This window comes from Mycolicibacterium moriokaense (assembly GCF_010726085.1).
In the GTDB taxonomy this organism is placed as follows: domain Bacteria; phylum Actinomycetota; class Actinomycetes; order Mycobacteriales; family Mycobacteriaceae; genus Mycobacterium; species Mycobacterium moriokaense.
The window spans coordinates 5,369,024-5,380,773 of record NZ_AP022560.1 but is presented as its reverse complement, the minus strand read 5'-3'; the positions used below and the strand labels follow the sequence as shown (position 1 = coordinate 5,380,773).

Annotated in this window: 16 protein-coding genes; 12 read left to right on the top strand and 4 right to left on the bottom strand. The window is 65.7% G+C overall.

Features of this window, described 5'->3' with window-relative positions:
• The first annotated feature begins 20 nt into the window (after window positions 1-20).
• The gene (locus tag G6N43_RS26230) at window positions 21-794 is read left to right on the top strand and encodes an enoyl-CoA hydratase (RefSeq protein WP_083154134.1); all 774 of its coding nucleotides are present in this window, start codon (window positions 21-23) and stop codon (window positions 792-794) included.
• 50 nt (window positions 795-844) lie between these two features.
• On the opposite strand, the gene G6N43_RS26225 is transcribed toward G6N43_RS26230, so the two are convergent.
• The gene (locus G6N43_RS26225) at window positions 845-1,972 is read right to left on the bottom strand and encodes a serine hydrolase domain-containing protein (protein WP_083154065.1); all 1,128 of its coding nucleotides are present in this window, start codon (window positions 1,970-1,972) and stop codon (window positions 845-847) included.
• A gap of 94 nt (window positions 1,973-2,066) precedes the next feature.
• Between G6N43_RS26225 and G6N43_RS26220 the strand changes: the two genes are divergently transcribed.
• From G6N43_RS26220 to G6N43_RS26200, 5 genes are all read left to right on the top strand, one after another.
• Window positions 2,067-2,777 carry a hypothetical protein gene (locus G6N43_RS26220; RefSeq protein WP_234810163.1) on the top strand — a complete coding sequence of 237 codons (711 nt, stop codon included), beginning with the start codon at window positions 2,067-2,069 and terminating at the stop codon, window positions 2,775-2,777.
• Between the two features lie 9 nt (window positions 2,778-2,786).
• Window positions 2,787-3,152, top strand: coding sequence for an Rv1352/Rv1906c domain-containing protein (locus tag G6N43_RS26215; RefSeq protein WP_083154064.1), 366 nt, complete (start codon window positions 2,787-2,789; stop codon window positions 3,150-3,152).
• A gap of 38 nt (window positions 3,153-3,190) precedes the next feature.
• Window positions 3,191-3,481: a hypothetical protein gene (locus tag G6N43_RS26210; RefSeq protein ID WP_083154063.1), complete on the top strand. Its 291-nt coding sequence runs from the start codon at window positions 3,191-3,193 to the stop codon at window positions 3,479-3,481.
• 118 nt (window positions 3,482-3,599) lie between these two features.
• Window positions 3,600-4,532 (top strand): NADP-dependent oxidoreductase, encoded by a 933-nt coding sequence (locus tag G6N43_RS26205; RefSeq protein ID WP_083154062.1) that lies wholly within the window; start codon window positions 3,600-3,602, stop codon window positions 4,530-4,532.
• 45 nt (window positions 4,533-4,577) lie between these two features.
• Entirely contained in the window at window positions 4,578-5,195 is a 618-nt protein-coding gene (locus G6N43_RS26200) for an HD domain-containing protein (RefSeq protein ID WP_110810462.1), read from the top strand.
• On the opposite strand, the gene G6N43_RS30515 is transcribed toward G6N43_RS26200, so the two are convergent.
• The gene (locus tag G6N43_RS30515) at window positions 5,192-5,542 is read right to left on the bottom strand and encodes a cupin domain-containing protein (protein WP_234810162.1); all 351 of its coding nucleotides are present in this window, start codon (window positions 5,540-5,542) and stop codon (window positions 5,192-5,194) included. The two genes, G6N43_RS26200 and G6N43_RS30515, sit on opposite strands and share 4 nt — an antisense overlap.
• A gap of 136 nt (window positions 5,543-5,678) precedes the next feature.
• Here G6N43_RS30515 and G6N43_RS26190 point away from each other — a divergent pair, with 136 nt between their 5' ends.
• The 3 genes from G6N43_RS26190 to G6N43_RS31140 all read left to right on the top strand — a co-directional run bounded on the left by G6N43_RS26190 (window position 5,679) and on the right by G6N43_RS31140 (window position 7,742).
• Window positions 5,679-6,542: a LysR family transcriptional regulator gene (locus G6N43_RS26190; RefSeq protein ID WP_083154125.1), complete on the top strand. Its 864-nt coding sequence runs from the start codon at window positions 5,679-5,681 to the stop codon at window positions 6,540-6,542.
• A 122-nt stretch (window positions 6,543-6,664) separates the two neighbouring features.
• Window positions 6,665-7,555 carry a DUF4349 domain-containing protein gene (locus tag G6N43_RS26185; RefSeq protein ID WP_407664926.1) on the top strand — a complete coding sequence of 297 codons (891 nt, stop codon included), beginning with the start codon at window positions 6,665-6,667 and terminating at the stop codon, window positions 7,553-7,555.
• Between the two features lie 16 nt (window positions 7,556-7,571).
• Window positions 7,572-7,742 (top strand): hypothetical protein, encoded by a 171-nt coding sequence (locus G6N43_RS31140; protein WP_163658215.1) that lies wholly within the window; start codon window positions 7,572-7,574, stop codon window positions 7,740-7,742.
• 66 nt (window positions 7,743-7,808) lie between these two features.
• Here G6N43_RS31140 and G6N43_RS26175 read toward each other — a convergent pair whose 3' ends face one another.
• On the bottom strand, window positions 7,809-8,099 hold the full coding sequence (locus G6N43_RS26175; protein WP_083154061.1) for a WhiB family transcriptional regulator: 291 nt from the start codon (window positions 8,097-8,099) through the stop codon (window positions 7,809-7,811).
• Between the two features lie 428 nt (window positions 8,100-8,527).
• Between G6N43_RS26175 and G6N43_RS26170 the strand changes: the two genes are divergently transcribed.
• The 3 genes from G6N43_RS26170 to G6N43_RS26160 all read left to right on the top strand — a co-directional run bounded on the left by G6N43_RS26170 (window position 8,528) and on the right by G6N43_RS26160 (window position 11,193).
• Complete coding sequence (locus G6N43_RS26170; protein WP_083154060.1) at window positions 8,528-9,316, top strand: tetratricopeptide repeat protein; 789 nt, start codon at window positions 8,528-8,530, stop codon at window positions 9,314-9,316.
• A 91-nt stretch (window positions 9,317-9,407) separates the two neighbouring features.
• Window positions 9,408-9,986, top strand: coding sequence for a sigma-70 family RNA polymerase sigma factor (locus G6N43_RS26165; protein ID WP_083154059.1), 579 nt, complete (start codon window positions 9,408-9,410; stop codon window positions 9,984-9,986).
• Window positions 9,979-11,193: an anti-sigma-D factor RsdA gene (locus G6N43_RS26160; protein ID WP_083154056.1), complete on the top strand. Its 1,215-nt coding sequence runs from the start codon at window positions 9,979-9,981 to the stop codon at window positions 11,191-11,193. The genes G6N43_RS26165 and G6N43_RS26160 overlap by 8 nt, the downstream gene beginning before the upstream one ends.
• Window positions 11,194-11,220: 27 nt before the next feature.
• Here the strand turns inward: G6N43_RS26160 and G6N43_RS26155 are convergent, their stop codons facing one another.
• Window positions 11,221-11,625 carry a DUF5319 domain-containing protein gene (locus G6N43_RS26155; RefSeq protein WP_059101442.1) on the bottom strand — a complete coding sequence of 135 codons (405 nt, stop codon included), beginning with the start codon at window positions 11,623-11,625 and terminating at the stop codon, window positions 11,221-11,223.
• Between the last annotated feature and the right edge of the window lie 125 nt (window positions 11,626-11,750).

The window sequence follows — 11,750 nt, the reverse complement described above, 5'->3', positions numbered from 1 at the left end:
ATCGTGCATGCTTGGAGCTGATGGGAGACACGCTGCTGCTGGACCGCCGAGACGACCGCGGCGTCGTCACACTGACGCTGAACCGCCCCGGCGCGTTCAACGCCTTGTCGGAGGCGATGCTCGCAGCGTTGGGCGAGGCCCTCGACAAGCTCGCCGACGATGAGTCGGTGCGCGCCGTCGTACTCGCCGCGGCAGGCAAGGCCTTCTGCGCCGGCCACGACCTGAAGGAGATGCGGGCCGAGCCGTCGCTGGAGTACTACCAAGAGCTGTTCGCCCAGTGCACCTCCCTGATGCTGTCGATCCAGCGGCTTCCAGTCCCGGTGATCGCGCGCGTACAGGGCCTCGCGACCGCGGCGGGATGTCAGCTCGTCGCGATGTGTGATCTCGCGGTCGCCAGCGACGACGCTCGGTTCGCGGTCAGCGGTATCAACGTCGGACTCTTCTGCGCGACGCCTGGAGTGGCACTGTCGCGCAACGTGCCACGCAAAGCCGCCTTCGAGATGCTTGTCACCGGCGAGTTCATCTCCGCAGAGGAGGCGCGCGTGCTGGGGCTGGTCAACAAAGTGGCGTCGCCCGATCTCCTGGACGACGAGGTCGAAGCGCTGGTCGCGCAGATAGTTGCCAAGCCGCGGGTAGCCGTCGCGATGGGGAAGGCGCTCTTCTATCGCCAGATTGAAGTCGATATTGAGGCGGCCTACGCCGACGCGGGTTCGACGATGGCCTGCAACATGATGGACCCGAGCGCACTGGAGGGTGTCGCGGCCTTCATCGAGAAGCGCCGGCCTGACTGGTAGTCGCGTTCATCGTGGGGTCCTCTTGGGCCACAGGGGATTTCGCGCAGCCGTCAGCGGTAGACGTGGTTGGGCGAGACGATCTCGGTGATTGCGCGGGCGAGATCGGTGCCGATCTCGTGAGGTACGTCGGTGTTGGCGAAGATCACGAGCGTGCTCTGCTCCTCCGGCAATCCCACGACGACGGTCTCGAAGCCGGGCGTGACGCCGCTGTGGCCTACCCAGGCACCCGTTTCGAATGCACCGACACCGTATTTCGCGCTCTCGCTCATCGGGAGGGCGCTGCGAAAACGTTCGCGCCGCATCTCCTCGGAGATCAACTCACCCGACGACAGTGCGCGCCCCCAGATCCGCATGTCGTCGAGCGCGGAGATCATGTTGCCGGCCGACCACGCCCAGGACGGGTTCCAGTTGGTGGTGATCCGTTCGGCCCCGTCGATGACGGTGTACCCCTGCGGATGAGGATCGGGAATGGCGGTTGTGGTGGGAATGCTCGTGTGGGTCAACTTCAGTGGGACGAGGATGTGCTCGCTGACGTAGTCCGCCAGGCTCTGGCCGCTGACCTTCTCGACCACCAGTCCGAGAAGGACCGTGTTGGTGTTGCAGTAGTCGAACTTCGTTCCCGGTGGAAACTGCAGCGGTTTATCGAGTGCAAAGTCCAGCAGTTGCTGCGGAGTGAAGGTTCGTTGCGGGTCGGCGATGAACGCGGCCTCGAACTCCGGCGTGCCGTCGTAGGTGACAAGCCCGCTTTGCATCTGCGCCAGTAGCCGCAACGTGATCACATCGCCCGACGGCACGCCCGGGATGTACTCAGCGATCGGGTCGTCAAGCCGCAGCTTCCCCTGATCGACCAACTGCAGTAAGGCCGTGATGGTGAAAGTCTTTGTCACACTGCCGATTCGCGTGTAGAAGTCGGTCCGCATCGGGGCACGGCTCTCTTGGTCGGCGACGCCGAACGCTCGGACGTAGTCGCCATCTTGACCCCAGACACCAACGATCACACCCGGAATCGACTTGTCCGCCATCACCTGCTCGATTGCCGCGTCGAGTCGGTCCGTCATCGCCGGTGGAAATCCGGCCTCGGTACTCGGCGATGTGTTCGGCGCTACCGAACCACACGCACACAGTGACGCGACCAGGATTGCCGTGACGACAGTGGCGATCGTCCGACGGCTGCGCATCGCGCAACGGTACAGCCGCGCTCGGGATATCGATCAGAAAACCAGCTGTGCAGATCTCACTCGTGACTGCCATCTTGGTACGTACTATTCGCTGGTGCCGTGGCTGAACGGCGCGGCCCCGGGCCGGGGAGGTGTGGTGAACCTACGACGCAGATGGCGCACGCCCCCGGCCGATGTGGTGATCGAGGTGGCCAACGCCGACGAATTGTTCTACGCCGATCCGAGCGGCCTGCTCGCCGGAGCGCGTCGCATCGACAGCGGTATGGACGAACTGGTCGAACGGTTGCTCGCCCAGCGCGATGTCGGCCCCCAACAGCGCGTCATTCTGGACATCGCCAGTGTGTGCTCCGACGAGGAGGCCACCAAGGTGGTGGCGGCCGTACGCCGATACTGCGACCTGCGGCTGCGTCGAGCCAACCGCGAACACGACCTCATCTGGCGCCAAGGCATGCGGTCGCTGCTCAGCGGCTCGTTTCTGTTCGTCCTCGGCATCGCCTTGTCGTTCGCGTTCACGCGACCGGGAATGGGTGAGTTCGCCAACGACCTGATTGGCAGCGGCGTCTTTCTCGTCGTCGCCTGGGTCGGCCTGTGGTACCCGCTCGACTTGCTGTTCATCGCCCGTGAGCAGGCCAAGCGCGAGATCAGTGTGCTCAGCAAGATGCTCACCATGCCGGTGGTCGTCCGTGCGCAGAATCGTGCTCTGCCGGCGGCGACGATGGCCCCCTCACCGGCAAAACAGGGCTTACCGCTGAGCCTGGAGGCTCGCTTCCGACGTTTTCGAGGGCCGTCCAAGTCAGGCATATAGGAGGTGCGAATGCGCTCGATCCCGTGTTGCGCAGCGGCCGCGCTGATTGCCGCGGCTTCCGGTGTCGCGTCTGCATCACCGGACGGCGCTGCCCCGTTGGACCCGATCCCGGGCAACGGGTTCTTTCTCGTCGGTCCCGACATCGCGCCGGGCCTCTATCAAACGGCAGGCACGGCGTCGACCTTCGGGGTCTGGATCAACGATGTCCCGACCCTGGACTCGATGTGCGCGTGGTTCGCGTACAGCACACCCGACACGAACAAGGACAACGTGGTCGCGACGAACATGTCGATCGGTCCGATGTTCGCGAACATCAATTCCGAGGTGAAGGCCTTCGAGTCGCGCAACTGCCAACCCTGGACCCGCGTGCCCTGAGAGGGGTGATAACCCAGACGCCGGGGTACCCAACGCAAATGGTGGAACACGGGGGCGGCCAGTGGAATGTCGCCACGAAGGAAAATGAGGTGTACCTCGAGCGGATGTCCGAGGATAATGAGCGCATGTTCGAGGACTCGTTGGCGCCTGAAGAGGCCCGTCAGTTGGCTCGGCTGCTGACGAAGCACGCGGACGGGATCAGCGACGCGGCAAAGGCAAGCGAGAGTTCCGGCAAGGACTCCGACGGCAAGAGCGATGACTCCGGCAAGGATGACGAGTCCGACAACGACGCTGAAGACAAGGGTGAGGACTCCGACACAGACGGATGAGCGGACTGGATCTGCATCTGGATCGCCCGGGGCGGCAGGGGCCGCGGCGGCGTGATGGAGGCGATCCGCGAGGCGATTCGCCGCGCCGCCCCAGCGCCGTCACCAGAGGCTGACCGCCATGCAAGCAATCATCGCGCGTGATCGCGCCGCCGGAATCGACGGACTTGCGTTGGGGGAGATGCCCTATCCGCACGCCGCCGAGAACGACGTCATCGTCCAAGTGCATGCGGCGGCGTTCACGCCGGGCGAACTGGACTGGCCGGGAACGTGGACCGACCGCGCCGGCCGCGACCGGGCGCCGACCATTCCCGGACATGAGGTGTCGGGAGTCGTCACCGAACTCGGTTATGGGACGACCGGTCTGACGGTCGGCCAACGAGTCTTCGGGGTGACCGATTGGTGCCGCAACGGCACACTTGCCGAATTCGTCGCTGTGGAGGCGCGCAACCTTGCGCCGCTATCGGCCGGGATCGACCACATCACGGCTGCGGCACTGCCGATTTCGGGTCTGACGGCGTGGCAGGGACTGTTCACCCACGGTCAACTTCGCGCTGGACAGACCGTGTTGATTCACGGAGCCGCAGGCGGCGTCGGTTCGATAGCGGTGCAGCTGGCCGTGGAGGCGGGTGCGCGGGTGATCGGTACGGGCCGCGCAGCCAGTCGGGAGACGGCGCTCGGGCTGGGAGCCGAGGACTTCATCGACCTGGATCGGGATCGGCTTGAAGCCCTCGATAAGGTCGACATGGTCTTCGATGTGGTCGGAGGTCAAGTTCTCTGTCGCTCAGCGGCTTTGGTCCGTCCCGGCGGTGTACTCCTCAGCATCGCGGAACCGCCGCCGAATCCGCCCGACAACATCCTGTCTGTCTTCTTCGTCGTCGAACCTGATCGCGCGGGACTCGCCGAACTGGAGTTACGACTGAGAGACGGACGGTTGCACCCACTCGTCGGCACCATTTGGTCCCTCGACGAGGCCGCCGCGGCATTCGAACCGGCCCGCCGGGGTCGCGGTAAGACCGTCATCCGAGTCGTCGACGCTGTTCCAGGTCGCTGACTGCTTTTACGCAATGAAGGGAGCGCTGTGAACGTTGTGTCTGGCATGGGATCACCGATTGCCGACGTGGTGAGGTCCGACCTGACGTTTCCTCAGACGTCTGCGGCGTCCGCCGCGCTCTCGGTAGCCACCCGCTTCTACTCCCCGGCCCTGCTCCACCACTGCTTCCGCTCGTACCTGTGGGCGACGAAGTACGCGGCGGCCCACGACATCGCCTTCGACGAGGAACTGCTGTACGTGTCCGCGATGCTGCACGATCTGGGCCTGACCGAAGCGTTCGACACTCATCGCATGCCCTTCGAAGAGTCCGGCGGCAGCCTCGCCTGGGTGTTCGGCGTCGCGGCCGGGTGGCCGGCCGAGCGGGCGACACGGGCCGAGGAGATCATCGTGCTGCACATGCGCCCTGACGTCTCGGCGGTCGACGACCCGGAGTCTCACCTGTTGCAGGTCGCCACCAGCTGGGACGTCGCAGGGCGCCGGCCGGAAGAGTTCCCGGAGGAACTGCGTGCAGTGATCCTCGCGCGGCATCCACGGCAGGGGTTCGGCCCTGAGTTCATCGCGCATTTCGAGGAGCAGGCGCGGCGCAAGCCGGGCAGTGCCGCTGCGGCCTCGATTGCTAACAACGGCGCCGGACGGATCGGGGCCAACCCCCTCGACGGTTAGTCGGTCGCCACGTGCGGCGGGTCGTAGATGACGAGGAAGACCAGGTCGTCATTGCCGGTGTTGGTCAAGTTGTGTTCGGCGTTCGCGGGCACCTTGACGAAGCTGCCCGGTGTGATCGGCCAAGTCTGATCGCCGATACGCACGCATCCGATGCCCGTCAAGAAGTAGAACGCATGGTTATAGCCGTGGTGGTGGGGCGGGGATCCGCCGCCCGGGCCGAACTTCGTCAGCTGGGCGCTAAACAGTGTGGAATACCGGGCACCGACGAGGTCGTCGCTGATCCAGAAATTCTGGCCGAGGTCGGTTTCATGCCACACGATGTCCTCAGGCGCATACACGTTCGTCATGGTGATCGTTTCCTTTCGTAGGTTCGAGTCGCAGGTTCGAGCCGATTGGGTCCTACGATTACTCCAACGCATAGATCCTTGGAGGTTCCATAGCTGATTAGTTATGGAGGATTGCGTCAGCGGTATGGAGGACTCGATGACGACGCTCACGCAGCTCGAGACGTTCCTCGCAGTGTCCGATCACGGAGGCTTCACCGCGGCAAGCCACCGGCTCGGGCTGTCGCAACCGGCGGTCAGCCGCGCGATCACCGCGCTGGAGCGTGACCTCGGCCTGTCGCTGTTCGTCCGCCGTCGCGATGGCGTCGTCCTGACCGAAGCCGGCTCCGTCGCTGTGGCACATGCGCGGGAGGCGGTGCGGCACATGGCGTTGATGCGGACCGAAACCGCCGCCCTCGCGGGCGATGCGACCGGGACGTTGAGCCTCGCGAGCATTCCGACGGCCACGGCCACGTTGATCGCTCCGGAACTCCGGACGTTCGCCCGTCGGCACCCGGCCGTCACCATTCGACTATTGGAGGGAAGCGAACAGGAGATACGGGACTGGCTCGACCAGGGAGCCGTAGAAGCCGGTGTAGTTAGCCTGCCCGCCAAGGGACTTGACGTTGCAGCGCTCGGTGACCAGGAGATGGTCGCGGTGGTGCCCGACGGCAGTTGGCTGGCCGCGAAGGATGCGGTCGGCTACGCCGATTTGGCGAAGGAACCATTCGTGCGGGGTACCGGTGGCGCAGCAGATGTATTCATGCCGGTGGCGCGAAAGGCCGGTGTCCGGTTCGACTTGGCCTTCGAAGCGCGTGAAATTGCGGCGGCGCTTGAGATCGTGGCGGCGGGACTCGGCGTGAGCATCCTGCCTGGAGCAGGTCTGCCCGAGCTGCCGGGTGTTGCGGTGCGGCCGTTGGTTCCTCGTACCGTCAGACACCTCGGTGTTGCCGTGTCGGCGAGTGCATCTGTGGCTGCACGAGCCTTTCTCAAGCAGGTAGCCGAACGGATGGATGTCCTCTAGAGCTATCCAACCAGCGAAAATGGTCGAAGTTCACAGCGAATGGCATGGTGGCTGCCATGAGCGGGACCTCCTGCAGTTTGATCCGCCAGTGGGTGACGTTGGCGATTTCGGCTATCGCGATGTTGGGCTTCGTGACCGCATGCGGCACACAGTCCCATCGCGATGACGCGCCCAGCCCCGCGATGGCCGACGGCGGCGTCGCCGCACCCGAGGCCCCACCCGAGAAGGGACCTGCGCCATTTGATGACGTCACGCGCGACGTCATCAAAACCGCGTCGATGACCATCAGCGTCTCCAACACCTCCGATGCTGCGGACAAGGCGGCCGTCCTGGCGGAGGAGGCCGGCGGTCGGGTCGACAGCCGCAGCGAGGATGCGGGGTCAGACCGCGGATTCGCCCGCACCTCGATCGTGCTGCGAGTTCCCGCGGCCAAGCTCGATGGTGTGGTGCGCGAACTCAAAGATCTGGGCACGGTGCAGAGCGCCGAAACCACATCTGAGGATGTCACCGCGCAACGGGTCGACCTCGATGCGCGGATCAAGGCCCTGCAGACATCGGTCGATCGTCTGCTGGCGATCATGCGCGACGCCAGGGACCCCGAGGCGCTCATCTCTGCCGAGGACGCGCTGTCACAGCGCCAGGCGGATCTGGACAGCCTGCGCGCCCAGCGAGAAGCGCTCGGCGATCAGATCGAATACAGCACCGTCAACGTCACCTTCGTTGCTCAGACGATCGGTGGGCCAGCCCCCAAGGAGTATCAGGGCTTCATGGGTCAGGTCGAACGAGGATGGGACACAATGGTTTTCGTCGCCGGAAACCTGGTGTTGCTCTTCGGTCTGCTGCTGCCCTGGCTGGTCCTGCTCGCCGTTGTCGTCGGTCTCATCTACGGGATAGTCCGGGTCGCCGGGGCTCGCCGGCCCGCGCCAGTGGCGGTGTCCAGGCCGGCCGAGCAATCAGACGCCGAGCAATCAGACGTGGACGTCGCGCAGCCCGACGGCGAACCGCAGGCCTGAGCAGTTGTAGCACCCGATGCAGCCGACGCAATCGGTGCAGCCGACGCAGCCGAGGCAGGCGACGCACTTCTTGCAGAACGCGCACGCCACACAGGCAATGCTTCCGGCGACCGCGAGTGACATTGCGGTGACGACGCTTTCGGCGACGGCGGCGCTGCCCGCGGTGGCGATCGGCCCGCTGCCCTGACACCAACGAAAAGGCCCCACCCGTAACGCCCGGGTGGGGCCTTTCGCTCTGTTTAGTGGTTCTGTACTACGAGGCGCGGCGGATACCCCGCTTCAGCAACAATTCGCGCTCGGACTCGGACAGCCCGCCCCAGATGCCGTAAGGCTCTCCGACGGATAGTGCGTGCGAGCGGCACTGCGCGATCACCGGGCAGCTCCGGCACATCTCCTTGGCGCGCATCTCGCGCTGGGCGCGCGCCCGGCCCCGCTCGCCGTCGGGGTGAAAGAACATGGACGAGTCGACGCCTCGGCAAAGGCCGGCGATCTGCCAATCCCAGATATCTGCATTGGGCCCGGGAAGCTGTTGCGGCTGTGGCATTGGAAAAACCCCTCTCTACACACCCATTTCGTCAACTACGCGAGTGCGTGAGTTTTAAAACCGGTCCGAGCTCAAGTCGCCGATGACTTCTCGTGCCCACAAACTAGGGGGGCTTACGAAATTCCGTCAATAGCCTGCACATGTGCTTAACGGCATACGGGCAGGTCCAGAATTTACTTCACGTTCATCATTGGGACTCAGTCGCAACGAGTTCGATGTTAAGCAAAGGCGCCGCGGCGGTCGGCGAGGCGCATTTTTCCTGATCGCGTCGAATGGCGCCACTGTGGCAAATTTCTGCGACCCAACTCTGGCTTACATGGATTTAACATTGGCAGCACCAACTGTTAACCAATGTGATTTTCGAGGGGATTCGAAACGTGCCCGCCGGTACCGGGTATCGCGGCCGCCGTTGATAGCGTGCGGCACCGATGACCACTTCCACGGCGGTTCTGGCCGATGCTGCGTTCGGCGATGAGCCGGGTCGTTGGCCGCTGCCCGCCGCGACAACTCCGCACGAGCTCTGGCTGCGTGCCGTGGCGGCCGGCGGGCAGGGCCGCTACAGCAGCGCGCTCTCCGATCTCGCGCAGCTGCGCCGCAGCGCCCCGGACCCGTTGCAGTCGTTGGCCTACAGCACCCGCGCGTCGTTCTTGCGGCAGCTCGGCTGGCACGATCTGGCACGCGCCTGGGACGGGCGCGCGGCGGCGATCGCGGGATCCGACCGCGAGGCCGGCGCCGACGCAATGATCGGTCTGGCCGCTGACGCGTTGGGCGTGGGTCGGTTCGCGGCATCGCAGCGGGCACTGCGTCGCGCCGCCGACCTGCTTGACGCGTCGGTGCCCGCCCGACTGCACGTGCGGATTGCGTGGGTCTCCGCGGAACTGGCGATGGCCAGGGGTCAGGGCCAGGCGGCGGTCGAACATGCCGATAGAGCCGTGGCCGCTGCCGCAGCTCTCGGTTCGGCACGACACAGCGTGAAATCAGACGTGGTGCGCGCTGCGGCGCTGTGCTGCGCCGGTGACCTCGACAGCTCCCGGCGGGTCGCCGATAGCGCATTGAGCGTGACCGAGCGCCTCGGAATGATCCCGCTGCGCTGGGCGTTGGCGAGCTTGTTGGCCGGCATCGGCAGCGTGACGCGCTCAGAAGTAGAGGTGGCCGCCATCCGCGACGAATCTGCCGACACAGTCCGGTCACGGGGCGGCGTGTGGGCCGTCCGCTGAGCCCGGGCACGCCATCCTGAAAGTTATTGTTTAGCTGAGCCAACCGCCACCTGTACATGTCCTGCAAGTAACGCTGGAGAGATTGCCCACGATGACAATTTCGGGAGAACGTCTCGATGCTGTCGTTGCTGAGGCTGTAGCGGGCAACCGGGACGCACTCCGGAGGGTGCTTGAGACCATTCGTCCCATCGTCGTCCGGTATTGCCGGGCCAGGGTGGGGTCGACTGAGCGAAGTGGCCTGTCAGCAGATGACATTGCCCAGGAGGTGTGCTTGGCCGCCATCACGGCGCTGCCGCGCTACAAGGATCAGGGACGACCGTTCCTGGCCTTCGTGTACGGCATTGCTGCGCACAAGGTCGCTGACGCGCATCGCGCAGCGGGCAGGAATCGCTCCGACCCGACGGATGTCGTGCCGGAACGGTTCTCACTGGACGCAGGACCTGAGCAGATGGCGCTGGACTCCGAAGCATCGGCGCGGATGAAGAAGCTACTGGCCGTGCTACCGGAGAAGCAGCGAGAAATCCTGATCCTGCGCGTGGTCGTCGGCATGAGTGCCGAAGAGACCGCCGAGGCCGTCGGAAGCACTGCGGGCGCGGTCCGAGTCGCCCAGCACCGTGCGCTGGCACGGCTCAAGGAAGAGATCATCGCAACGGGGCACGACCATGCCTGACTTCGGACGCTGGACTTCCAACGGGGGCGATCCGTCGCTCAACGAGATCAATCGGAGCGATCGCTTCCTCGACGCGCTCGCCACCGAGCAGCCGGTGTATGCGACCGATCCCGGCGAAGCTGAGCTCATCAGCCTGTTGTCCGGATGGCGCGACGAGATTCGGCAGAAGCCGATGTCGGTGCCGGTCACGCCGCGGGACGCGGTGATCGCACTGGACGCCGCACAGCGCACGCGCCGGTCGCGCCGGACCCTGGCGCTCGTCGGGTCGACCGCGGCGGCGGTGCTGTGTCTCGGCGGGTTCGCCAGCGTCGTCGCGGGTGCGGGACCGGGCGACACGCTGTACGGACTGCGCACCATGATCTTCGGTGAGCCGGCGGCCCCGCGGGACGACGCGGTGATGCTCGCATCGCAACAACTCGCCGAGGTGCAGCAGCTCGTCGACCAAGGACAGTGGGACGCCGCCCAGCAGAAGCTGGAGACTCTGACCACGACCGTCGCGACGGTCAGCGACGATGCACAGAAGCAGGAACTGGTCAGCCAGTGGCAGGAGCTGACGGTGAAGGTCGAGGCGAAGGACGCGGCGGCGACGCTGCCGCCCGACGTGCCGCCGCCGACCTTCCCCGAGGTGGTCGTGCTCGAAACGCCCACGTCGTCCGAGACGAGTTCGCCGGAGACTTCGACGTCCACGACGTCACCTTCGGAGACCACGTCGCCGTCCGAGACCACGACGACGCCGTCGGAGACGACGCCGCCGCCAGGCCAGACTTCGTCGCCCACCCCGCCGTCGTCGGCGACAACCGCCACGTCGCCTCCGACCAGTTCGGTGGCGCAGGTTCCGCCGTCGACCATCCCGACAACGGTGCCGCCGACGTCTGAGAACAGCGCGGCGACGCCGGAGGAGGACGCGCCTGCGAGCTCGACGGTGGCGACACTGCCGCCAACCACGAGCACCACCGTGGCACTGACCACGAGAACGCAGCCCGCGCCTGCGACGACTGTTTCCGAGGCCGCCGAGGAGGCGCCGACAGCCGTGCAGGCCCCGCCGGCGACTGTGGAGGCGCCGTCGGCAACGGTTCAGGCGCCGTCGGCAACAGTCCAAGCCCCGACAGTCCAGCGGCAGGCGCCGCCGACACAGCGGCAGGCGCCGCAGACGACCATCGTGGTTCCTGAGCCGGAGTCAGGCGGCTCCGGGGGAGAGGGCAGCTAGCGCAGGCAGCTAACCCGGGTTGCGCGCTTAGCGATACCCGTCGGTGTCCGACGTGGCCTCATTGAGGGAGGCATCGGCGTAGCCGCGGCAGTAATCCCAGGTGACGTAGGCGTCGGGCTCGGGGTCGTAGGCCGGCTCGTGCGGTCGGACCGTGCCGTCGACCAGCAGCTGCAGCAGGTTGGCCCGCAGCATGTCCCAGTCGTGGTAGTGGTCCTGCTGGCATTCGTCACAGCAGACGACCAGTCCGCGAATTCCCTTGTGCGCCAACAACGCCTCGTACACCGCGAGGTCCGCGAGATCAGCTTCGACCGCGGTGCGTTCCTGCGGGTCAAGTGGCTGCCCCGGCTCGAGGGCGTCGAGCGCAGCCGAGGGATCACAGGGGTCGTCAGCGAACGGGTCGGGCGGCAAACCCGGCGGCAGGTGGTCGCGCACGCCTCCACACTACGCAGCGGTCCATATTTCGCGCCAGCCGTACAGCGGCATGGCGCAACCGGGAGTGTGGCACCGAACTGACGACGTCAATGCCGATAAGATGGGGAATCTAGCTCGTCCGTCCC

Bases quoted from the DNA above. Each gene is read 5' to 3' on its own strand.
- G6N43_RS26230 (WP_083154134.1), top strand. From the start codon at position 21: ATGGGAGACACGCTGCTGCTGGACCGCCGAGACGACCGCGGCGTCGTC.
- G6N43_RS26225 (WP_083154065.1), bottom strand. From the start codon at position 1,972: ATGCGCAGCCGTCGGACGATCGCCACTGTCGTCACGGCAATCCTGGTC.
- G6N43_RS26215 (WP_083154064.1), top strand. From the start codon at position 2,787: ATGCGCTCGATCCCGTGTTGCGCAGCGGCCGCGCTGATTGCCGCGGCT.
- G6N43_RS26210 (WP_083154063.1), top strand. From the start codon at position 3,191: ATGGTGGAACACGGGGGCGGCCAGTGGAATGTCGCCACGAAGGAAAAT.
- G6N43_RS26205 (WP_083154062.1), top strand. From the start codon at position 3,600: ATGCAAGCAATCATCGCGCGTGATCGCGCCGCCGGAATCGACGGACTT.
- G6N43_RS26200 (WP_110810462.1), top strand. From the start codon at position 4,578: ATGGGATCACCGATTGCCGACGTGGTGAGGTCCGACCTGACGTTTCCT.
- G6N43_RS30515 (WP_234810162.1), bottom strand. From the start codon at position 5,542: ATGACGAACGTGTATGCGCCTGAGGACATCGTGTGGCATGAAACCGAC.
- G6N43_RS26190 (WP_083154125.1), top strand. From the start codon at position 5,679: ATGACGACGCTCACGCAGCTCGAGACGTTCCTCGCAGTGTCCGATCAC.
- G6N43_RS31140 (WP_163658215.1), top strand. From the start codon at position 7,572: ATGCAGCCGACGCAATCGGTGCAGCCGACGCAGCCGAGGCAGGCGACG.
- G6N43_RS26175 (WP_083154061.1), bottom strand. From the start codon at position 8,099: ATGCCACAGCCGCAACAGCTTCCCGGGCCCAATGCAGATATCTGGGAT.
- G6N43_RS26170 (WP_083154060.1), top strand. From the start codon at position 8,528: ATGACCACTTCCACGGCGGTTCTGGCCGATGCTGCGTTCGGCGATGAG.
- G6N43_RS26165 (WP_083154059.1), top strand. From the start codon at position 9,408: ATGACAATTTCGGGAGAACGTCTCGATGCTGTCGTTGCTGAGGCTGTA.
- G6N43_RS26160 (WP_083154056.1), top strand. From the start codon at position 9,979: ATGCCTGACTTCGGACGCTGGACTTCCAACGGGGGCGATCCGTCGCTC.